Annotated in this window: 19 protein-coding genes; 5 read left to right on the top strand and 14 right to left on the bottom strand. The window is 50.2% G+C overall.

The features are described from left to right. Positions 1 to 106: 106 nt before the first annotated feature. Both ACYVIC_RS16170 and ubiU read right to left on the bottom strand, forming a co-directional pair. Positions 107 to 979: a U32 family peptidase gene (locus tag ACYVIC_RS16170; protein WP_460861621.1), complete on the bottom strand. Its 873-nt coding sequence runs from the start codon at positions 977 to 979 to the stop codon at positions 107 to 109. Positions 980 to 983: 4 nt separating this feature from the next. Continuing rightward, entirely contained in the window at positions 984 to 1976 is a 993-nt protein-coding gene (gene ubiU / locus ACYVIC_RS16165) for a ubiquinone anaerobic biosynthesis protein UbiU (protein ID WP_445426625.1), read from the bottom strand. Positions 1977 to 2086: 110 nt separating this feature from the next. On the opposite strand from ubiU, the gene ubiT reads away from it, so the two are divergent. Next, positions 2087 to 2599, top strand: coding sequence for a ubiquinone anaerobic biosynthesis accessory factor UbiT (gene ubiT, locus ACYVIC_RS16160; RefSeq protein ID WP_460861618.1), 513 nt, complete (start codon positions 2087 to 2089; stop codon positions 2597 to 2599). A gap of 85 nt (positions 2600 to 2684) precedes the next feature. Continuing rightward, positions 2685 to 4046 (top strand): oxygen-independent coproporphyrinogen III oxidase, encoded by a 1362-nt coding sequence (hemN, locus tag ACYVIC_RS16155; RefSeq protein WP_460861617.1) that lies wholly within the window; start codon positions 2685 to 2687, stop codon positions 4044 to 4046. Between the two features lie 82 nt (positions 4047 to 4128). Here hemN and ACYVIC_RS16150 read toward each other — a convergent pair whose 3' ends face one another. Then, positions 4129 to 4533, bottom strand: coding sequence for a ribonucleotide reductase subunit alpha (locus ACYVIC_RS16150; protein ID WP_460861615.1), 405 nt, complete (start codon positions 4531 to 4533; stop codon positions 4129 to 4131). Between the two features lie 167 nt (positions 4534 to 4700). Between ACYVIC_RS16150 and ACYVIC_RS16145 the strand changes: the two genes are divergently transcribed. Continuing rightward, positions 4701 to 6662, top strand: coding sequence for a methyl-accepting chemotaxis protein (locus tag ACYVIC_RS16145; RefSeq protein ID WP_460861614.1), 1962 nt, complete (start codon positions 4701 to 4703; stop codon positions 6660 to 6662). Positions 6663 to 6664: 2 nt separating this feature from the next. Here the strand turns inward: ACYVIC_RS16145 and ACYVIC_RS16140 are convergent, their stop codons facing one another. Further along, positions 6665 to 7849: an HPP family protein gene (locus ACYVIC_RS16140; protein ID WP_460861613.1), complete on the bottom strand. Its 1185-nt coding sequence runs from the start codon at positions 7847 to 7849 to the stop codon at positions 6665 to 6667. A gap of 129 nt (positions 7850 to 7978) precedes the next feature. After that, on the bottom strand, positions 7979 to 8275 hold the full coding sequence (locus tag ACYVIC_RS16135) for a hypothetical protein (protein ID WP_460861611.1): 297 nt from the start codon (positions 8273 to 8275) through the stop codon (positions 7979 to 7981). A gap of 175 nt (positions 8276 to 8450) precedes the next feature. On the opposite strand from ACYVIC_RS16135, the gene ACYVIC_RS16130 reads away from it, so the two are divergent. Next, positions 8451 to 8921: a hypothetical protein gene (locus tag ACYVIC_RS16130; protein WP_460861610.1), complete on the top strand. Its 471-nt coding sequence runs from the start codon at positions 8451 to 8453 to the stop codon at positions 8919 to 8921. A 34-nt stretch (positions 8922 to 8955) separates the two neighbouring features. Here the strand turns inward: ACYVIC_RS16130 and ACYVIC_RS16125 are convergent, their stop codons facing one another. Further along, positions 8956 to 9642: an MOSC domain-containing protein gene (locus ACYVIC_RS16125; RefSeq protein ID WP_460861609.1), complete on the bottom strand. Its 687-nt coding sequence runs from the start codon at positions 9640 to 9642 to the stop codon at positions 8956 to 8958. A 102-nt stretch (positions 9643 to 9744) separates the two neighbouring features. Then, complete coding sequence (locus ACYVIC_RS16120) at positions 9745 to 12012, bottom strand: nitric-oxide reductase large subunit (protein WP_460861607.1); 2268 nt, start codon at positions 12010 to 12012, stop codon at positions 9745 to 9747. Between the two features lie 317 nt (positions 12013 to 12329). Between ACYVIC_RS16120 and ACYVIC_RS16115 the strand changes: the two genes are divergently transcribed. Next, positions 12330 to 12710: a SirB2 family protein gene (locus ACYVIC_RS16115; RefSeq protein ID WP_460861605.1), complete on the top strand. Its 381-nt coding sequence runs from the start codon at positions 12330 to 12332 to the stop codon at positions 12708 to 12710. A gap of 67 nt (positions 12711 to 12777) precedes the next feature. Here ACYVIC_RS16115 and nrdD read toward each other — a convergent pair whose 3' ends face one another. The 7 genes from nrdD to narH form a co-directional block, all read right to left on the bottom strand. Next, entirely contained in the window at positions 12778 to 14580 is a 1803-nt protein-coding gene (gene nrdD, locus ACYVIC_RS16110; RefSeq protein WP_460861604.1) for an anaerobic ribonucleoside-triphosphate reductase, read from the bottom strand. A gap of 12 nt (positions 14581 to 14592) precedes the next feature. After that, the gene (gene nrdG, locus ACYVIC_RS16105) at positions 14593 to 15045 is read right to left on the bottom strand and encodes an anaerobic ribonucleoside-triphosphate reductase activating protein (RefSeq protein WP_460861603.1); all 453 of its coding nucleotides are present in this window, start codon (positions 15043 to 15045) and stop codon (positions 14593 to 14595) included. A 330-nt stretch (positions 15046 to 15375) separates the two neighbouring features. Further along, positions 15376 to 16593, bottom strand: a complete 1218-nt coding sequence (locus tag ACYVIC_RS16100; RefSeq protein WP_460861601.1) for a hypothetical protein — start codon at positions 16591 to 16593, stop codon at positions 15376 to 15378. Between the two features lie 246 nt (positions 16594 to 16839). Next, positions 16840 to 17607 carry a peptidylprolyl isomerase gene (locus tag ACYVIC_RS16095; RefSeq protein WP_460861599.1) on the bottom strand — a complete coding sequence of 256 codons (768 nt, stop codon included), beginning with the start codon at positions 17605 to 17607 and terminating at the stop codon, positions 16840 to 16842. A gap of 177 nt (positions 17608 to 17784) precedes the next feature. After that, a complete protein-coding gene (gene narI, locus ACYVIC_RS16090) occupies positions 17785 to 18474 on the bottom strand; it encodes a respiratory nitrate reductase subunit gamma (RefSeq protein ID WP_460861598.1) in 690 nt (229 codons plus the stop codon). Between the two features lie 12 nt (positions 18475 to 18486). Further along, on the bottom strand, positions 18487 to 19242 hold the full coding sequence (gene narJ, locus ACYVIC_RS16085; protein WP_460861597.1) for a nitrate reductase molybdenum cofactor assembly chaperone: 756 nt from the start codon (positions 19240 to 19242) through the stop codon (positions 18487 to 18489). Positions 19243 to 19246: 4 nt separating this feature from the next. After that, a complete protein-coding gene (gene narH / locus ACYVIC_RS16080; protein WP_460861595.1) occupies positions 19247 to 20782 on the bottom strand; it encodes a nitrate reductase subunit beta in 1536 nt (511 codons plus the stop codon). Between the last annotated feature and the right edge of the window lie 11 nt (positions 20783 to 20793).

Below are 20793 nucleotides of genomic sequence, written 5' to 3'. Positions count from 1 at the left end.
CCACATTGCGCACAGACGCAGAGTGTCTGAGCCCTGCCGTAGGCATAAGGGCGAGTTGCTGCGGCGAGCACAAGGTGTGTCGCAACCGTTGTGTTATCTGGGTTTATCAACCTACTGCCATACCGGCCAGGTTCAGCCAGTAGCCGTTACTGTCGGTTGTCGGCAGTGGCTGCGGCGCTGCGCCGTTAATATTGGCCTTAAATTTCGCCAGCCAGTCAAAGGTGCCACTTAGCTGTGGGCTTAACCGTACTATATCTACCAGGCCCTGCATAGTGTTTAGCTGGTTCAGCAGGTTATAGCGCTGGCCAGACTGGGTTTGTATGCCGTTTAACACAAATACCTGAGTGCCGTCCTGGCTTTTAACTTCGCGCCCCTGCGGGTAGTTAATGCAGCAAAGCTCACACTGATCTTTACTGCGGTTTTCTGAGCGGGCGGTAAAGCAGCGGCCGCTCCAGGCCAGTGGTAGGTGGCCAAAACCGAACACTTCGGTGCTAAAACAGTCGCGGATATCGGCAATTAGGCTCTGCTGTAATACCTCGCTAAGCCAGTGGCCGGATAATTCTACCGGCATGACCCAGCGCGTTAAACCCATGCTGATAAGGCGTCGCAGCGTATGCTGGTTGTAGCAGTTAATCGCCGCGCCGGCGACAAAAGGCAAGCCTTGCTGCTGCAACATACTAATGGCGCCCACGTCATTGGCTTCCACTAAAAACTCACCGTTATCAACGTATTTACGCAGTTCGCGCAGCTCGCCGGGGGCTTCGTATAAGGTCATCGACGATAAACACACCTGCTTACCGGCCTCGCGCAGCATCTGCGCTAGTGCAAAGTAATCATCAAATTTAAGTTCGCGCCTTTTGCTACACACGGTTTCGCCCAGATAGACGATATCAATGTCGCTGTCGGCTACCTGACGGTAAAATTCAAGCATCTGCGCCTTGGGCCAAAAATACAGCACCGGGCCTAGTGAAAATTGCATGTGATTACTTCCATTTGCGATGATAAGCGCCAAGCGTGGTTTGGCTGCCTTCAGACAGGCCGGCAAGCACCTGCTGCCATTGTGGTTGCACATTAAAACGCTCTGGTGTTGCTATTACCGCATCGATGGCAGCGCGCCAGACTTTAGTAATTTGCGCCACATAAGCTGGGCTGCGCTGACGGCCTTCTATTTTTAATGACTTAATACCTTCGGCATACAGCTCGGGCAGTAAATCCAGCGTGTTTAAACTGGTAGGCTCTTCCAGCGCATGGTAGGTTTCGTTGCCTATGCTAAAGCGGCCTTTACACAGGGTGGGGTAGCCGGCGGTTTCATTGGGTGCAAAGCGATCAATTAAAATGCCGTTTAAACGTGACTCCAGCGTGCCCTTGTTATCCTGCCACTGTACAAAAGCTGCCGGCGAGCAGGCACCGGCGGTGTTGGGCGATTGCCCGGTCATATAAGAGCTTAAATAGCAGCGGCCCTCGGCCATAATGCACAAGCTTCCAAAGGCAAACACTTCTAGGTCGATTTCGCAGCTTCTGGCCAGTGCCCGCACCTGCTGCATCGATAATACCCGCGGCAGTACTACCCGGCTGATGCCAAACTGGCGGTAAAAATCTATTGCTGGGGCATTGGTGGCGGAGGCCTGCACTGATAAATGCCGCTCTATTTTAGGGTAACGCGCCGCGGCATAAGCCAGCACGGCAATATCGGCCAGAATAAGCACATCCGCGCCGGCGTCGGCGGCCATATCGACTGCTTGTTGCCAGCGCTGGTAGTTATTCGGGTGAGCAAAAGTATTAATCGCCACATGCAGCTTTTTTCCGTGCTGATGCACATAACGGGCCGCGTCTTTCAGCTTAGCTTGGTCAAAGTTCAAGCCGGCAAAATGACGGGCGTTAGTATCATCTTTTAAACCGATATAAACGGCATCAGCGCCATGCTCGATGGCAGCCTTTAGAGCCGGCATACTGCCAGCGGGACAAAGCAGCTCCATAAGGGTGGCTCCGCGTTAATTTGGCTTTATTACTACCACCGACAGGGCATAGCCTTCAGCAGCGTACTGTGGTTTTATTATAGGGTGATAACTCAGTACAAGGCTTGTATATGTTTGATATTAAAAGTGTTAACTCTAAATTGGTAGCAGCACTACCTACAATGATACGTACTGTTACCCGCTGTGCACCCAAAGCCGCTAAGGCCTGCGTGTTACAGTTGGCGCTGAACCGGTTTTTCCGCCCGGAGCTAAAAGCCGGTGAGCTGGATTTTTTAAGTGGCAAGACCCTGGTGGTGCAGGTAGCGGATATTGCCCTGCAGTTTGCCATCAGTTTAAACGGCGACAGCTTAGCTGTGCAGTTAAACAGCCCACAGCAGGATTTACTGCTAAAGGCTGAGTTTACTGACTTTGTGGCGATGATCAGCAATACGGCTGATCCGGATACCTTGTTTTTTCGCCGCCGCCTGCAAATGCTGGGCGATACTGAGCTTGGCTTGTATTGCAAAAACCTGCTCGACAGCATAGGGCCAGAGCGTTTGCCTAAACTATGTCAGCTCGGGCTAAATTGGCTGGCACAGCAACAGCAGATCGCCCGCGACAACGCCTCTGCTGTGGCCAATTAAGTTTGGCCTGCGGCAGATCAAAGTATGCGCCCTGGTGGTCGTTATGATTGTAAGCCGCCGGTCGAAACCAGTCATCGAGGTTAGAATGAAAACCATACAGTGGGATCAAAAGTTAATCAGTAAATACAATATTAACGGCCCGCGATATACCTCTTACCCCACAGCGCTGGCGCTAAATACCAGCTTTGACCGAGCGCAAATTCAAACCGCCATTGGCCAAAGTCCAAACGAGCTTAGCCTGTATTTACATATCCCGTTTTGCCATAAGCTTTGCTACTACTGCGGTTGCAATAAGGTGATTACCCGTCATCAGCATAAGGCGGATACCTATCTGGATGCCTTAGCGCAGGAAATGGCGCTGTATCAGCCACTACTCCAGAGTAAAAGCATCAACCAGGTGCATTTAGGCGGCGGAACACCAACTTTTTTAACTGAAGTGCAGCTAAGCCGTTTAATGACGCTTTTGCAGCAACACTTTACTGTTAAGGCTGATGCTGAAATCAGTATTGAGATAGACCCGCGCAGTTGCAGTGACGAGAAGCTGCGGCATTTGCGCACTCTGGGTTTTAACCGGGTGAGTTATGGCGTGCAGGATTTAGATGAGAAAGTGCAAATTGCCATTAATCGGCTTCAGGATACTGATCTTATCCGGCATCAGGTGCAGTTAAGCCGTGAGCTCGGTTTTAGCTCGATCAATCTCGATCTTATCTACGGCTTACCCTTTCAACAGCCGGCCAGTTTTGCCCAGACTGTCGACGAAATTATCCGCCTTAACCCCGATCGCATCTCGTTATTTAGCTATGCGCACATTCCGGAGCGTTTTGCTGCCCAGCGTAAAATAGACAACGGTAGCCTGCCGGATGCCCCGTTAAAGCTGGAACTGATGCAGCTGGCCATTAACCGTTTTGTCGCCGCCGGCTATCAGTTTATTGGCATGGACCACTTTGCCCGGCCAGATGACGCCTTAGCCAAGGCGCAGCAAGCCGGCAAGCTGCAGCGTAATTTTCAGGGCTACACTACCGCCGGCCAAGATGCATTAATTGGCCTAGGCGTGTCCAGCATTAGCCAGGTAAGCGGCGTATTATGGCAAAACAGCAAAGAGCTGCCAGCCTATTATGCGTCGATAAACAGTGGCCAGCTGCCGGCAGAGCGCGGTTTTAGCTTAAATAGCGATGACAAAGTGCGCGCTGCATTAATCAGCCAGTTAATTTGTCATTTCGAGCTGGATGTCGAAGCTTTTTGCGAACGCTGGCGCATTAATGGCTTTTGGCAATACTTCGCCGAGGCATTAGAGCGCTTAAAACCTTTTATGGAAGATGGCCTGATAGAGGTATACGCCGAGCGGATAAAAGTTACCGACGCCGGCCGGCTTTGGGTGCGCAGCATCTGCGCTTGCTTTGATGCATATCTGAGCCAGGGCCAGCAGCGTTATTCAAAGGTGGTTTAACTCAGTAGGGGCCCAAATAGCATAGGGTGCGCCTATTTACACCGGGCAGGCACCCTACGTAACATCGGATGAAGTGGGATGGTTAATACAACGCCACTAACTCGCCGGCTTTATTAAAGGTCAGGAAATCGGCAATCATGCCGCCCTGAATTTTCTCCATCATCATCTTTAGTGGCTGTGTCGCTTCGTCGCTATTCGGTGCAAAGCCACCACGGCCACCTAAAGCGGAGACAAAGGCAATATCCCAGTCAACGCCAGTGGTGGTGGACTCTTGCACTAAGCTGGCAAAATCGTTTACTTCATCAGGCAGTTTATCGACGCATAGCACCGGTGCTAAAGCGCCGCCCTGGCCTTGCTCGAAGTTGTGTTTTTGCGTGTCGGTATAACCGTTTGGCAGCTCGGCTTTGGCAAACACAAACAGCAAACGCTGCGGCTCGTCCTGCATGGCCGCCGCTTTTATTAAGTCAGAGTAAGATTCTATATTCATGATTCACGCCTGCTAACAGTTTTCGCCAGTGTAACAAAGCCTGTGTGGTGAAAATACCGGCTCTGGTGGGGTAGGGGCTAACCCTGAAGAGGTAGTCACCTTTGCCTGCTTAGCAATTGGGTGGCTTTTACCTAAAATAGTGGTAATTTTCACCCTGGGACCGTTTTATGACATATTTTATCCGCAACTTGTCGATTAGTCGTAAACTGATGTTATTACTGTTACTGCCCGCACTGGCCGCGCTATCGCTGGCGCTGGGCCGTTTTAACGACAGCTGGCAGCAAGTAAGAGTAGCTGAGCATGTTAGCCAGGCTATTGAGGTGTCAGCCACAACCAATGCGTTAGTGGCAACCCTACAAGCTGAGCGCGGTGCAAGTGGTGTATATCTGGCCAGCAATGGTAATCGCTTTGCCCAGCGCCTGGCGCAACTGCGCCAGCATAGTGATCAGCGCTTACAGGCGTTTTTAGCTTTGCAATTGCCTGAGCTTAGCGCGCTGCAACAACAGCTCGGCGAGCTTAATGCGTTGCGCCGGCAAGTTGACCAGCAAAGCATTAACAATGCTACGTCGGCAGAGCGTTATACTGCACTCATTACTGCCATGATTGCGCAAAACCATAAGTTGGAAGCGGCATTGACGCATCGGGATATGGCGCGGCAACTGGCGATACTAAACCAGTTTATAGAAATGAAAGAGCGCGCCGGGCGCGAGCGCGCTATTTTAGGCTTGGTATTTAGCCGTGGCAGTTTTAGCAGTGAATTACTGGCCCGCTTTAGTAATAATTTAGGCGCTTATAATGCCTTTGCCGAAAACTTTTTACGAATGGTTAGCCCGCAACAGCAAAGCGCCTGGCTCACTCTTAGTCAGCATAACAGCTTTGCTGAAGTTAGCCGTTTGCAGCAACTGGCGTTTAACACTGCACTGGGGGAGCCGCTTAACGTAGATGATGGCCAGTGGTTTGACCTGGCTACTAGCCGTCTGGCGCAAATGACAGAATTTGAAACCGCACTTAAAGCCGGTATTGTCGCCTCTGCTGAGCAGTTGCAACAACAGTCTGTGCGCCAATTATGGTTGTTAGCGGCGGCAATTGTGTTGATAAGTGCTGTGCTGGCAATTGTGGCAGGTATCACCATGCGCAGTATTTCAGCTGCAGTACGCAGTATTGAAAGCACCATTACCGCACTGGCAAAGCGCGACCTTACCGTGCGTAGCCACTATAAAAGTAGAGATGAGTTTGGCCGTATAGCCGATAGTACCAACAGCATGGCGCAAGAGCTGCAGCGGGTTATTAATGAAATTGGCGGCGCTACTGCGCAGGTCGCTGACGCTGCCGAGCAATCTTCGGCAGTAACGCTGCAAACCAGTAAAGGCGTACAACAGCAACAGCAAGACACCGAAATGGTGGCCACTGCGATGCATGAAATGAGTGCAACCGTGCGCGATGTTGCCGCCAGCACGGCTGAGGCGGCAGAGCTGTCGGAAACCGTGCAGGCCGGTGCTGCTCAGGGGCAGCGCCGGTTAGAACAAACCATAGCGCTTATTCAGCGTTTATCTGGTCAGGTTGACAACACCGCCACAGTGATTGACCAGGTAAAACAGGACAGTGATGCCATCACCTCGGTACTGGATGTGATTCGCGGCATTGCCGAGCAAACGAATTTGCTGGCGTTAAATGCGGCGATAGAAGCGGCCCGGGCCGGCGAGCAGGGCCGCGGTTTTGCCGTAGTGGCCGACGAGGTGCGCACTCTGGCGCAGCGAACGGCGCAGTCAACAACCGACATTCAGCGCATGATAGAGGGCCTGCAACAAGGCGCAACCCACGCCACTGATGCGATGCGGGCAAGTTTAAGCCAGGCGCAGGAAGGCCGCGATAAAGTAGCTGAAACCGGTGATATTCTGGCGCAGGTGCTACAGGGGATTAATGGCATTAACGATAAAAATACGCAGATCGCCTCAGCGGCCGAGCAGCAAGCTGCGGTAGCTGATGAGATAAACCAAAAAATTCTTAATATTAGTGATGTAGCAGTACAAACCAGTGCCGGCGCAGAGCAAACCGCCAGCACCAGCCGTGAGTTGGCGCGCCTCGCCGAGCAATTACAGCAACTGGTAGGGCGTTTTACACTGGCCTAATGTCAAGCCAGTTTGGCTTTAAACAGCGCAGCGATAAGATCTGACTGGGTTATTACCCCGACCAGCTGTTGCTGGTCGTTTAGCACGGGTATATGGTGCAGACCTTGATCGGACAGCATAGGTATCAGCGCCACTACATGGTCCTGCTCATGAGCAACGGTGAGCTTAGTCACCATAATTTCGGCAACCTGACGTTTATGCTGGGTTTTATGGCGGCTTTTTAACAACAGCTGATTGACATGGCGCAGTAAGCCCCAGTAATGCGGTACTTGCAGGTTCTTTAGAAAATCCACCGTCGATATTACACCCAATAGCTGCTGCTGGTTATCTGTTACCGGCAGCATACTGATTTTATGTTTACGCAGTAGCTGCCAGGCACTGCTTACTGTGGTGTCTGACGTTACGGTGACGATATCACGCGACATTATATCGCTACAGCGGATTTCACCGCTTTTGCGCTGATAAGCATTTAATTGCGCCTGATGATATAAACGCTCTAAATCCTGCTCACTAATATCGACCACGGTATCAAAACTGTTCAGCGCACTGAGTAAATCTTCCGGTTGCAGGCCCAGCCGTTTTAGCGGTGAGGCGTCTCTATGCAAATGCACCGGATCAAACTTTTGTGCGGTTGGCTGCATACCGCGTTTTAGCCAGAATTTTTGCAGCAATACAGCAATAGTAAGCATTACCAGCACATTCAACGCTACCGGATACAATAAAAAATCATAGCCCAGTACGTTGTCGGTGGAGGCAATCACCGGTACGAGCGCCGTGGCACCGCCCGGCGGGTGCATACACTCAAACAGATACATAACAAACAACACGCAGCCGATGGTGACGGCGGCCATCAGGGCCAGATCGGTAAACAGATGTGAGCAGATAAGGCCGACGGCTGCTGAGATAAGATGGCCGGCAGCAAAAGACCAGGGCCGCGCCAGCGGGCTGTTTGGTAAGCCGAATAGCAACACCGATGATGCACCCATAGAAGCCAGCAGCACTATAGTACTGGCAGTGTCAGCCAGTTGCAGGCTGGTGTAGGTGACGATAAATATTGCGATAAAGGCGGCCAGTGCCACCTTTAACCGCTCTGTCAGCGGTATGGCGGATAGCCGCTGGCTGTCGCGCTTAATCAGGCCCAGTTGGGCCAACACGGCAGTGAGCAGATTGTTTGCTTGAGTTGGCAAAGGCGGATCCGTTAATTGCACCAAAGGGGGGCAAGTATAAGCAGTTAGCAGAAAAAAAGACAACCGGTCGCTCTGGTGTTGTCTGGCTTATAAAGCGGGTTGGCAGTACAGGCTAGCCATCTAACTGAGTTAAAGTGCTGTGTCGGCCGCTATGATCTTATTGCGAATAAGGCTGCGTTTCACACTTAGGCATAATTTGCCAAAGCGCCTAATTTCATCAAATTTGGGGGTACGGCCATTTTTTAACGCATGTTCCCAAAAAGACACTTCGGCGTCCGCCATCTCAAGCAGTTTTTTCGGACAACCTTGGCAGTCGGTATTGGTAATGCCACAGACAAAGGTGGCGGGTTCATATAAAGGGAGAGTGGCTTTAACCTCAACCAGCAATTGCTGCATTGCGGTATTCAGATCAGGTTTAATCGACATAATACCAGCCTCCGGTTACTGCAAGAGCGCCAACTTTACTGTATGACGTATTGCCTGGCTATTATACAAAGTGGGTACATCTTAGTGCCTAATATGATTTGTCGCTCACTGCTGTAACAGGGTGGACAGGGCTGTGCGTTAACGGAATAATTCCATATCAAACGGAGAATAATGAATGAAAACACTACCGATATTACTGTTAACAGGCTTACTACATGGCGCGCCCTTACAGGCAGAGCAGGCTCATCATCACCATGGCGATGAGGATGTGCTTACCATGCTGGTGCTGAATGATGGCGCTAAATGGCCGGTAGATACAGTGTTAAGTGAGGCGATGCTTCGGCTGAGGGCACAGCTGCTAACGCATCTGGATGATATTCATCACAAACGTTTTACCGCGTCACAATATCAACAGTTTGCTCAGGTGTTGCAGCAGGAAGTTAACCATATCGTTGCCAATTGCAAGTTAACACCCGAGACCGATGCGCAATTTCATTTGGTATTAGCGGCAATGATGCAAAGCCAGCAAGCCATGGCGGCAAGTGAATTGACAACCCAACGCCAGGGCGCTGTTAAGTTGTTACGGGCGTTGCAGCGCTATTCTGAGTATTTTAATGATGACGCGTTTTTGCCTATTACACATTAAGTAAGCGGGTTTTGCTAGACACGGGTAAGTTAATTTATGGCTCACCGAGTCGTTTGCGCCAGTCTTCTACCTGGCCTGTCTTTAAGCGCTGTTTTGCTAAACTTCGCCATGAGTCGCTCAGCGGGCTAAGCGTGGCGATTTCTTGTAATACTTCTGTGTTCCAGGCCGAGCCATAAAGGGTGTCTAACAAACGTGATAGCGGCCAGTTAGGATAAGGGCGTTCAAGCAGTGTCATAGTGTAACCGGTTGCTACCATGCCGGGCGTGAGTACTCGGTAATACCAGCCGGTACGGCGGCTATCCTGTACTAACCTTGCCATGTTTTGTTTGGCAAAACGTAAGTTTAATTTCCAGCACGGTTGCCTTGCCTGCGATACCTCTACAATAGCCTGATCCAATTGCCAGATATCGCCAACACAAACATCCTGTTCGGTTAAGGCATCTGTAGTTAGGTTTTCGCCAAAGGCGGCGCTGTCTCCAAAATCGGGCAGCTTACCCAGTGTTTGCTGCCAGTAGTTATAGTGACTGGCGGGGTAATGATGTAAGGCTTTTTCTGCACCGCCATGATGTAGCCGGTCCGCCTGTAAGTCACCTTCTAAGCCGTTAATGCCCAGCCAGGCTTGCTTTACCGGCGTTTTATGGATGCCGCTGATAACCCCCTCTGTGCCGAGTGGTTGCAAGCCGCCGGTTCTTATGTGGATAATTCTTGCGCTGACAATCATTTGTTGTGTTGCTCCTGAACAAAAGGGGTATTGTTTGACAGGTTAAGGTACCAAAAAGGCTTCGCTTTAATTAAGCAGAAGCCTTTTATGATAGTTTGGGTATCAGTTTAGCTGTTGCAATGGCTGCACGGCAGCTTTGCTGTCAAACACGCCCTTTACCACTTGCCAGCTCACTGCTAAGGCACCGATGATAAAGATCACGTCACCAAAGGTGCGCACCCAGCGTAGCGTATGCAAAATGTCACTTTGCATAAAGGCTTCACTGCGGGCATACCATAAGCCTTCGGTTGCGCTGGCGTAAAACTGAATAAAGCCAATCGGCAACAGGCTGCTAAACAGCATTAGCACCAGGCCGCCGTTCATCCACCAAAACGCCGTTTTCATCAGCTTTTCATCAAACACCAGCTTTGGCCGGATATAACGCAAGATCAGCAGGCAGAAACCCAGCGCCAGGAAGCCATAGACACCAAACAGCGCAGCATGGGCATGGGTTGGCGTAGTGTTTAAACCTTGCAGGTAATACAGCGCGATAGGAGGGTTAATCATAAAACCAAACACGCCGGCACCAAGCATATTCCAAAACGCCACGGCGACGAAAAACATCAGTGGCCATTTTATATCGCCCATCCATGGCGCTTTGTGTTTTAAGCGCCAGTTCTCCCAGGCTTCATAGCCCAGCACTACCAGTGGTACCACTTCCAGGGCACTAAAAGTGGCGCCAACTGCCATGACCGGCGTAGTGGTGCCCGAGAAGTACAAGTGGTGGAAAGTGCCCGGTATACCGCCTAACATAAACAGTGACGCTGACGCTAAGCTGGCGCTGGTGGCCACACTGCGTGATACCAGCCCCATGCTATGGAAAATAAACGCCAGTGATACAGTAGCAAATACTTCAAAGAAGCCCTCTACCCACAGGTGAACAACCCACCAACGCCAGTATTCCATTACTGATAAATGTGTACGTTCACCATAAAACAGGCCAGCACCGTAAAATAAGCCGACGCAAATCACTGAGGCAGCAAATAGCGCCAGCAGGTTTTTATCGCCAGGGGCGTTAAAGGCCGGTACCACGGCGCGCAGCATCAGCACTAACCAGAACAGTACGCCTACGTATTTAATAATTTGCCAGAAGCGGCCAATATCAATGTACTCATAGCCCTGATGGCCAAACCAGAAGCTGTATTGCTCAGGCATAATTTGCATAATTGCAAAGTAGTTACCGGCAAAAGAGCCTGCAACCAGCACCACTAAAGCCCAGAACAGGATATCCACGCCGAGTTTCTGGTATTTAGGATCTTTGCCGCCGTTAATAATCGGCGCTAAAAATAGCCCGGCGGCTAAAAAGCCGGTGGCGATCCAGAACATTGCGGCCTGAATGTGCCAGGTGCGCGCCAGGCTGTACGGCAGCCATTCGGTGGTATTTAAACCATAAAAACCATCGCCTTCTACTGTGTAGTGCGCAGTAAAACCGCCCAGCATTACCTGCAGGGTAAATAGCGCAACCACCACCAGAATATATTTGCCCAGCGCTTTTTGTGATGGCGTAAGTTTAAGCTGGGCAATAGGGTCTTGTTTAGGTGCTTGTGGCTCTTCTTCATCGTGTTTACGTAAAAACGCCCAGCCCCAAATCAGGCCGCCGACACCGGCAATCAGTAAAATAATGCTCACTAAAGACCAAATCAGGTTCTCAGCGGTTGGCCGGTTATCAATTAATGGCTCATGCGGCCAGTTATTGGTGTAGGTGGCGCTATCCGGGTAACGTTCGGTGCTTGCAGCCCAGGCGGTCCAGAAGAAAAACTGCGTCATTTCCTGACGGCGGCTTAAAGAGGGCAGAGTATTGTTTTTCATCGCATAGTTGGCGCGGGTTTGGCTAAGCGCAATATCATCACCAAACAGGGCTATATAGTGCTCTGCCGTTTGCGTGATGGCCACTACCCGGCGGTCGCTCAGTACCAGAGTATCAGTGGCTTTATCGTAGCTGTTAGTGCGATAGGCCTGCTTTAACGCAAATTGCAGCGTATTTTGCTGGCTGGGTGTCAAGGCGTCGTAGCTTAAACCAAACTCATCCTGTGCTGCCAGTTCCAGCCAGGCCATTAGCTCACGGTGCAACCAGTCGGCAGTCCAGTCGGGTGCCTGATAAGCACCATGGCCCCAGATAGAGCCCAGCTGCATACCGCCAACTGATTGCCAGGCCGTCTGGCCGTTTAAGATAGTCTCGTTGGTCATCAGCACCTGACCTTGCTGGCTAACCACTTTTGCCGGAATAGGCGGCGCCGAGCGATAGACCTCGGCACCAAAATAGCCCAGCACGCTAAAGGTGATGGCTAAAATGGTAATTAGCAGCCACCAGAGTTTACGATATCCGGCCATACAGCCTCCTTACGTTATTGTTTTTGCGCCCAAGTGTCATAGATCACTCCTGTTTTTTTATATAACCGGCGTTATCGCCTATGGAGTTATTACAAGAACCAAGCCATGTTTTATTTTATTGTTTTTAATAGAAATATTTTAAAGACGGCAGGGTGGGTGGTGGTTTTGACCTTAAAGCAGTTGGGTTTAAAATACCTGCAGGGTATAAATTACCCTAAGCCTGATTGCTTTTGGTGTTTTCTACCTCTTTAGCGATATAGGCATGGCGCGAAAGTTGTTTTATGGTGGCGCGCAAAGATGACTAAGAGAGCTGCCAGATGGAATACTATTTACCAGTAAAACAACTGCATATGTTCTGCGCTTATTTAAGTGCCACCTTGTTTGTGCTGCGTTTGTTGTTAGATTTGGCTGGTAAACCGTGTTGGCGCTTAAGCCCGGTGCGACACTTGCCACATATTAACGATACGCTGTTGCTAACGCTGGCGTTTACGCTACTGGCCATAGGCCCCTGGCAGCCCTTTGCGCACCAATGGCTGGGTTTTAAAATTTTACTGTTAATTGGCTATATCCTGTCTGGCATTACAGCCTTAAAACAGCGCTTAAGCCCGCCGGTGCGTGTGGCTTGGGCTATGATGGCACTGGCGCAACTGGCGGGTATTTTTTACTTGGCCCGGTTTAAACCCTTGTTGTTTATTTGATGTCTGCATCGGTTTTATAGGGGCACAGTATTGTGCCCCGGTTTTTACGCTGCGGATTTAATCCGCTTTAAGCGCTTCGCTGTTGCTGCGCGGTTTGCTTTCTTTGATAGTGGCGCAAGCTGTGTTCCTGGCGACGGCCGCTGCTAAAGGCCGATACCCGTTTTAAGTAGCCAATTACCCGGGTGCCGTAGTCAATATCCCTGCTGCCGCATTGGGCACAGGCGCACAGGGTGCGCTTATCAATGGCTTCGCAGCTGTTGCAGATAGTAATTTTCACGTTGACGCAAAAGTAGTTACAGCCGGTTTTAGCGGCAATATTCAGTAAATTTACATAGCCGCGCTGATCCAGCTTTTCTTCCAGATTTAAATGCAGCGCTGAGCCACCATCGAGATAATCTAACAGTTCGCGGCCATGCAGTTGAAATTTGTCCAGTGTGTTGCTGTGCTCATCTTCTACCACATAAAAGTACGAGTTATAGCAATCGCGTGGCACCACATAGCCGTCTTCGCGGTCCCACTTAGCGTTTTTTACCCCCAGGTTTTCTGCCGGCACAAACTCAGTGTTAAACATATAGCCGTATTCGGCTTTAGCGGCTTTATTGGCGTCGAAAATCACTTTGAGCTGTTGTTGCACAAAATGGATATAAGCCGGGTTATTGCCAGCGGTTAAGCCCTGCGACTCTGCGGCCTCTACCATGCCGTTAATGCCAATGGTTAGAAATTGCTTGTCCAGGCTGATAAAGCCAGCGTCGTATACGGTTAATAAGCCAGCAGCTTTGTACTGCTCCATCAGTTTGCGGTAGGCCACCTGATATTTGTGAATTTTAGCGACCTCAACGGCTAAATCACGGCCATCCTGCACTAAGCGGTTCATATTAATGGTAATCACATTAATAGAGCCCGTCGCGACACCACCGGCACCAAGCGAATACGAGAAAGTATTGTCACTGATTTCACTTCGTAGCCGACAGCAGCTGGCTAACGAGTCGGCATTTTCTGACTGGTAGATAAAGAACGAATTACCCGCTGCCATCTCAGTAGCGATGTCATTGGCAAAGGCGCTATCCTTGCATTTACCGTTCTCGGTTAGCATCGCCACCGTGACCACCGGAAAGGTCAGTACGGTTTTTTCCCGTTCATTATTAAACCAGCTTAAGAAAAACTGCTGCAGCGCGGAAACCGACTGCCACTCTGGCTTAACAAAATCCGGAAACACGAAGTTGCCAAACATGCTGTCAAAGTAGTGCTGATCGTACACCGAGATATTCCAGAATACGCTTTGGTAGCCACGGGCGGCAGCTGGTTGATTTAGCGCGTATACTACATGCTGCAAGTGGTTTTCGATTTGCTTGCGATGGGTTTGCAAATAGTTGTCGCCGTAGTCTTTACGGGCAAAATAATCAAAGTAGGTTAAAAACTCTACCGTAGCCACGGCGCCGGCAAACTGGCTGGACACCGCAAACACAAAGTTAACAAAGCAGCCGCAGAAGGATTCTAAATGCTTCGGCGCCTGTGACTCGCCGCCCAGTTTGGTTAAGCCATCACGTAAAAACGGATACATGGTTACTGACACGCAATAGGGCTTTAAGCTGGTTTCGTCGTGCACATAAATTTCGTGATCGGTTATCTGCCGCAGGTATTCTGCTGCCAGTTCAGCACCAAACAGCTCGCTGATTTTATTGCTCACTAAAGCCCGGTTGACCTGAATAAACTGATCCTTCATCAGCTCAGCTTCCAACGTGGCAATGTTTTTTTGCGTGACGTTAGCATTGGCATCTAACTTTGAGCCATCGGCGGCATTAGTGGCATGCAGGTAGTTGTCGATAAAGCTGATTTTTTGTTGTAGTTGCGAGAAATTAAGCGCTTGCATGGCAGATCCCTTTTATGGTTTTACAAATAAGTGATTAAGGCGTTGATTAGTGCGTAAATCGGTAAAAATCTGATTAGTGCTCGGGCTGTCCAGGCCGCCGCACTCAGACAGCCAACGGCCGGTTTTAAGGTAGGTTAGCTGCTGTTTCAGCTCACTGCTGACATCGTCCAATCCGGTATATAAACAGGTGTTAAGCCCGGCATTGCGGCTTAACTCCAACAGTGATATCAAGGCTTCAGGCTGCCACTCACCGCCTAAAAACAATACACAGCTGATCAGGTTTTTATAGCTATCTAAGCGATGTTGCAGGTAAACCGGTGTCAGAGCTGTACCCTGATTAGCCTGCCAGCTATAGCTGCTATGGCAGCCTTTGCAGCCCAGCGTACAGCCAGCAATGGTAAAGGCCAGTGACACCTCGTTTGGTACTTCCTGAAAGGCGATTTGCTCATCGGTGAACCTAAGCATTTAATCCTCTATATAGTGTTTATTTTATTTCTGATGCACTAGATGTTGTGTTTTAGCTTAGCGTTAGCTGTCGGTGAAAGTTTGATCTGGATCAAGTTTTGGCGGGCTGGAATTGCCACAGCCGCGCCAGAGCGCATTAAAGCTGAGCTTGTTACCCCATCGGAGGTAAACAACCTTTGCAGACCGCAGTCATGGAAATGAAAAAACCGCCCGCTGAAAACCAGGGGCGGTGCAGAGGAGCCAATAACAACATTGGCCAACGTGGAGCTATGAGAGAGAAAGTGATTCCAAATGGGGCACAGGAATGTGCCCCTTACAAAGCAATCAGGATTACAACTGATAGCTAAGCATCAACCACACTTTAGTCGTGTCGGACGCCAACGTATCGGCATTGTAATACGCCAGTTTTAACAGCGCTGACAGTTGCTGATTAACACTATAACCGGCGCTGGCGTTCCATTCATCGCCATATTTCGCGCTGCCAAGGTCGCTGTCAAAACGGTGATAAGCCAGGCTCAAGGCGAAGTCGTTCAGCTTGGTTTTGGCTTCCAACCAGTTATCACGCAGGCCGTTATTCGGCGTGTTTAAAAACACATCGGCAAAGCCAGAAAACGCATGCAGGGTCGCCAGCGGAGTTTGGAAGGCGCTTTGACCATCACCGGCTAAACGCTCTTGACCGGCTTGCAGTGTAAGGTTATCCAGCGCCCAGCTTAAGCTGAAACGGTGATAGTGATGGCTAAAACTGAGCGGTGCATTGTGCGCATCATCCTGTTTGGCCAGAGCTAACTGCCAGCTCAGTTTCGGGCCGCTGGTTAATTTACCCTGATAGTCGACGCCATAGGTACGGCTGCTGCGCACCACCCAGTTATCAAAGTCAAAATCATAGCCAAAAGTGGCCAGCTGATGTGCCGGGGTTAGCTGCCACTGCAGCAAAGCGGTATTAATGCTGCCGCCTTGGTCGGCGCCGGCGCCTTTGGGACCAAATACCCTGTTAACATTGTGATAATAGCCAAGCTCAGCGCTGATATTAGCGTTGAATGTTTGCTGCAGCCGGTAACCGTCTAACGTTTGCTCGTTCTGCCGCCAACCGACGCCACCTAAAAAGCGCTGGTTTAAATGGTTCACTAATTGGCGGCCTGCGCTTATCGTGGTGCCGTTGTCATTTTGATAGCGCAGCAGCGCTTGATTAATATCAGTGCCTTTTGGGTCGGCCACCACGCTGTAGTCGGTTTTGCCATTTACTGTGCTGTTGTAATTATCGTTACCCAGCAGACTAACGTTGTCTACCTGCAGTAAGGCGCTAAAACCATAAGCCTTGCCGGTATTAACACTTAAGCGGCTACGCAGGGTAGAGGCGATGGCATCGTCCAGCGCATTGTCTTGCTCAACATATTCTAAGCGGTAGCGGAACTGAGTAGAGACAGAGCTCTGTTTTACAGCATCGTTGAATTGCTTGCTGACATCTGCAGCTTGTAAAGGGTTAGAAACTACTGCAGATGATAAAGCTAAACTGACGGCAAAAGGTAAAGCAGAAACGGCTATTTTCATGGTGAAGCTCCATACGACAGTTGATGCAGAGATCCTAGCCTGAAACAGCTTTATTTATAATTAGGTTAAGGGGTTACCTACTTGAGGGTAATGAGGCTTTCACTCTGTTTAAGGGGCTGTGGAGTTGATACTGCAACAGTAATAATGTAGGGGCGTATATTTACGCCCCTAATTTTGTTGGATAGGTTTGAGATAAAATATTAAATAAAGCAGGGCGCAAATAAGCTTGGGCGTAATGATGCGCCTCTACTGCATTAACGGTGAAGTTGAAAGGTTAAAGTCGTAACCATCTATTTCTGCGTCAACAATTAGCGTATGAATATACTGCGCTACCGCTTTACGCCGTACTTTTTCATTTAAATAGTCGGCAATTTTTTGCTCGACGGCGCTAAAGGGCAATAACTGGCCAGGCACTTTGCGCGCAATATACACGATGTGGTAACCATAACGGCTTTCTACCGGCTGTGGCATTAGCCCCGGCTCAGCATTAAATATTTGCCGCTCAAACTCCGGTACGGTTTGGCCGCGACTGATTTGGCCTAAGCTGCCGCCGGTTTCTTTCGACGGACAGGCTGAGTAGTGCTGTGCCAGTGCGGCCAGCGGTTCGCCTTGTTGTAGCTTGGTGATTAACTGCTCGGCCAAGGTTTTGGCTTCTACCCGCGCTTTGTCATCCTCTGGCGCTGCAGCCAGCAGTATATGGCTGACTTCCAGCAGCGGCGAGCTTTGAAAGCGCTGTGGGTTTAAGCGGTAATATTGCTCGCATTCGGTCTGGTTTGCTTGTGGAATAGCCACTTCTGCGTTTATCAGTGCATCAAGAAAATTATCATCGCTGGCGGTGTTGGCTTCACTTTTTACGCTAATGCCTAGCGCTTTAGCGCGCTGGCGCAACAGCTCACCAATAATCAATGATTCGGCGGCTTTTAACATGGCCGCGCGTTTATCGCTGGCCGGGTGGTACTGCATTTCGGCCATTATCGCCGCTTCGCTGATACTGGCTTGGTTGACTTGTATCATATTAAACCTCTGTAATCGGTGCTTGTTAGCTTGCCACTATTCTGCTGAGGGAGGCGAGCCGTTGTTGCTAAACAAAGCGTCTTTGGCATGGATGCCAAAGAGGAGCCTCCAGGGATGGATTTACGGCGTCTTTGTGTGCAACAACGGCTTAAAGCCTCCCGGATCCTGAAAGTTTAGTTAGCGCACAAAACGCTGGCGTACTATCTGGTGCTGACGGCTGATGTACTGCACCGGCACGCTAAGCATGTGCACTAAGCGGCTAAACGGAAACACCACAAACAACGTCATACCCAAAAACACGTGCAGTTTAAAAATCCAGTGCACGCCGCTAATGGCTTCTGCTGCCGCCACGCTGTTAAAGGTGACAGTGTTTTGCGCCCAGGCCATCAGTTTTAGCATCTCAGCGCCATCTAAATGGCCCATTGATACGGTGATACTCAGCAAACCCAGAATTAACTGTGCGTAGAGTAAAAACAGTATGGCAATGTCCATAGGGTTGCTGGTGGCGCGAATGCGCGGGTTAAACAAGCGGCGTTTAATCAGCACGGTTAAGCCGTAAAAACAGATCAAGCCAAAGATGCCACCGGCGACGATAGCGATCATCTGCTTCATTTGGGTGGTAATGCCAAACAGGTACCAGATTTCTTTGGGCATTAATAAGCCAAAGAAATGGCCTAAAAAGATGCCCAGCACGCCGATGTGAAAAGCGATACTGCCTTTACGCAGTTGTTTGCTTTCCAGCAACTGGCTGGAGCTGGTTTTCCAGGTGTATTGCTCTCTGTCGTAGCGGATCCAACTGCCAATCACCATAATGGCGATGGCAATGTAGGGGTAAATGCCAAAGGCAAACAGATTTAAGTGTGCCATTTCAATGCTCCTTTAAGCGCGTTTAGCCGCGGCTGCTTTATAAAGTTGTTGCCCGGCTTCTTCGCTACCGAGCAGCTCAGTGCTTAGCGGAATAAACTGATCGCGGCGTTGACCGTCAGTCGGTTTATTGCCACTGCCGCAGGCAGAATTGGCTTGCTCGTTGCCGATAAAGCTGACCATTTCCTCTTCCCAAACCTTGTCCAGCTCTTTTGGGGTGTCGTCGCGTTTCTCGCCGGCAATTTGTTGCTTTATGTCAGCTAAGTCGACTTCAGCAGCAGATAGGGAAACCAGGGTAGCGAAAATGCTGGCGTAGTCAGAATCGCGCTGCTGCAGGCGGCACAGCAGTACCGCCAACACCGGCGCGATTTCTTCCAGGCCAATTTGCGCGTTTTGTTCCCCTTGGGTAGATAAAAACTCCAGGTAAAGCGGCAGATAATCCGGCAGCTCTTTTACGCCGATATCCAGCCCGGCTTCACGGTATTGCGCCATCAGGTTAACCATGGCCTGGCCGCGGTCACGCGATTCGCCATGAATATGCTCAAAAATCAGCAATGATAACGAGCGGCCGCGCTCGAACAGGCCATCGTATTCTGATTGCCAGTCCATCAGCTCACCACTGCAGCGAGCTGTAATAAAAGCATTCAACTTTTGCTTAAGCTCTGCCGCGATAGCGGCATCTGCCACTATCGCCAGCAATTCAGCTTTGGCATCAATTAACGGCTGCTTCGGGTAATCCAGCAGCAGGGATAACAGTTGTAATATTTGCATGGCTTTAGTCCTTAATCTCAACCGGGATAACCTGACGCACGCCTTTGGCTTTAGTGCCAAATAGGTTTACGCCGTTATTGCCATCGCCACAGCCGTTGCCAAAACTAAAACCACAGCTTGATTTTAAGTCATAGGCATTTTCGGCATAGGCACGGTGGCTGGTTGGAATAACAAAACGGTCTTCATAGTTCGCCAGCGCCATATAGCGGTACATTTCTTCTACCTGCACTGGCGTTAAGCCCACTTGCTTTAACACCTTGGCATCTTCGACACCATCTACCTGCTGCGCGCGTTTAAAGGCGCGCATGGCAATCATCCGCTCCAGTGCCCGTACCACCGGGGCTTCATCTCCGGCGGTTAGCATATTGGCCAGATAACGCAGCGGAATACGCAGTGATTTCAGATCCGGGATTTCACCGTTCATACCAACATGGCCAGCCTGTACTGCACTTTGAATAGGAGACAGTGGTGGTACATACCATACCATGGGCAGGGTGCGATACTCCGGGTGCAGTGGCAGAGCCACTTTCCAGTCCATCGCCATCATATATACCGGTGAGCGCTGGGCGGCTTTAATCCAGTTATCGCTGATGCCTTCGGCGCGGGCGGCGGCAATCACCACCGGATCGTTCGGATCGAGGAAGATATCCAGCTGCGCCTGATATAAGTCTTTCTCGTTTGGCGTATTGGCTGCCACTTCAATTTTGTCGGCGTCATACAGCAGCACGCCTAAGTAGCGGATGCGGCCAACACAGGTTTCTGAACATACTGTCGGCTGACCGGCTTCAATGCGCGGGAAGCAGAAGGTACATTTTTCTGATTTACCGGTTTTCCAGTTGTAATAGATTTTTTTGTACGGGCAGGCCGACACACACATGCGCCAGCCACGGCATTTGTCCTGATCGATCAGTACTATGCCATCTTCCTCGCGCTTATAAATGGCGCCGGAAGGGCAGGCCGCCACACAGGCCGGGTTTAAGCAGTGCTCACATAAACGTGGCAGATACATCATAAAGGTCTTTTCAAACTGACCGTAGATGTCCTTTTGCACCACTTCGTCAAAGTTTTTATCTTTTTTGCGTTTGGCAAACTCGGTGCCGAGAATTTCTTCCCAGTTCGGGCCCCATTCAATTTTTTCCATCCGTTGGCCACTGATCAGTGAGCGTGGCCGTGCTACCGGTTGGTGTTTGGTGTCGCCAACATTGTGTAAATGCTGGTAGTCAAAATCGAACGGCTCATAGTAGTCGTCAATTTCTGGTAAGTCCGGGTTGGCGAAAATATTCGCCAGAATGCGGCGTTTACCACCAATTTTCAGCTCCAGCTTGCCGCTTTTATTGCGCATCCAGCCGCCATTCCATTTTTGCTGGTTTTCCCACTCTTTCGGAAAACCAATACCAGGTTTGGTTTCAACGTTGTTAAACCAGGCGTACTCGACGCCTTCACGCGAGGTCCAGACATTTTTACAAGTGATGGAGCAAGTGTGGCAGCCTATGCACTTGTCTAAATTCAGCACCATGCCAATTTGGGCTCTGACTTTCATGTTACTTACTC

Source organism: Rheinheimera gaetbuli, from assembly GCF_054781935.1.
The sequence above is the reverse complement of the archived record's forward strand: the minus strand, read 5'-3'. Positions and strand labels throughout refer to the sequence as shown.

What these genes read in the sequence shown, in the direction of transcription:
- ubiU (WP_445426625.1), bottom strand. Translation starts at nt 1,976, where the DNA reads ATGGAGCTGCTTTGTCCCGCTGGCAGTATGCCGGCTCTAAAGGCTGCC.
- ubiT (WP_460861618.1), top strand. Translation starts at nt 2,087, where the DNA reads ATGTTTGATATTAAAAGTGTTAACTCTAAATTGGTAGCAGCACTACCT.
- narJ (WP_460861597.1), bottom strand. Translation starts at nt 19,242, where the DNA reads ATGCAAATATTACAACTGTTATCCCTGCTGCTGGATTACCCGAAGCAG.
- ACYVIC_RS16145 (WP_460861614.1), top strand. Translation starts at nt 4,701, where the DNA reads ATGACATATTTTATCCGCAACTTGTCGATTAGTCGTAAACTGATGTTA.
- nrdD (WP_460861604.1), bottom strand. Translation starts at nt 14,580, where the DNA reads ATGCAAGCGCTTAATTTCTCGCAACTACAACAAAAAATCAGCTTTATC.
- ACYVIC_RS16150 (WP_460861615.1), bottom strand. Translation starts at nt 4,533, where the DNA reads ATGAATATAGAATCTTACTCTGACTTAATAAAAGCGGCGGCCATGCAG.
- ACYVIC_RS16120 (WP_460861607.1), bottom strand. Translation starts at nt 12,012, where the DNA reads ATGGCCGGATATCGTAAACTCTGGTGGCTGCTAATTACCATTTTAGCC.
- narH (WP_460861595.1), bottom strand. Translation starts at nt 20,782, where the DNA reads ATGAAAGTCAGAGCCCAAATTGGCATGGTGCTGAATTTAGACAAGTGC.
- ACYVIC_RS16125 (WP_460861609.1), bottom strand. Translation starts at nt 9,642, where the DNA reads ATGATTGTCAGCGCAAGAATTATCCACATAAGAACCGGCGGCTTGCAA.
- ACYVIC_RS16115 (WP_460861605.1), top strand. Translation starts at nt 12,330, where the DNA reads ATGGAATACTATTTACCAGTAAAACAACTGCATATGTTCTGCGCTTAT.
- ACYVIC_RS16100 (WP_460861601.1), bottom strand. Translation starts at nt 16,593, where the DNA reads ATGAAAATAGCCGTTTCTGCTTTACCTTTTGCCGTCAGTTTAGCTTTA.
- ACYVIC_RS16170 (WP_460861621.1), bottom strand. Translation starts at nt 979, where the DNA reads ATGCAATTTTCACTAGGCCCGGTGCTGTATTTTTGGCCCAAGGCGCAG.
- ACYVIC_RS16130 (WP_460861610.1), top strand. Translation starts at nt 8,451, where the DNA reads ATGAAAACACTACCGATATTACTGTTAACAGGCTTACTACATGGCGCG.
- nrdG (WP_460861603.1), bottom strand. Translation starts at nt 15,045, where the DNA reads ATGCTTAGGTTCACCGATGAGCAAATCGCCTTTCAGGAAGTACCAAAC.
- hemN (WP_460861617.1), top strand. Translation starts at nt 2,685, where the DNA reads ATGAAAACCATACAGTGGGATCAAAAGTTAATCAGTAAATACAATATT.
- ACYVIC_RS16095 (WP_460861599.1), bottom strand. Translation starts at nt 17,607, where the DNA reads ATGATACAAGTCAACCAAGCCAGTATCAGCGAAGCGGCGATAATGGCC.
- narI (WP_460861598.1), bottom strand. Translation starts at nt 18,474, where the DNA reads ATGGCACACTTAAATCTGTTTGCCTTTGGCATTTACCCCTACATTGCC.
- ACYVIC_RS16135 (WP_460861611.1), bottom strand. Translation starts at nt 8,275, where the DNA reads ATGTCGATTAAACCTGATCTGAATACCGCAATGCAGCAATTGCTGGTT.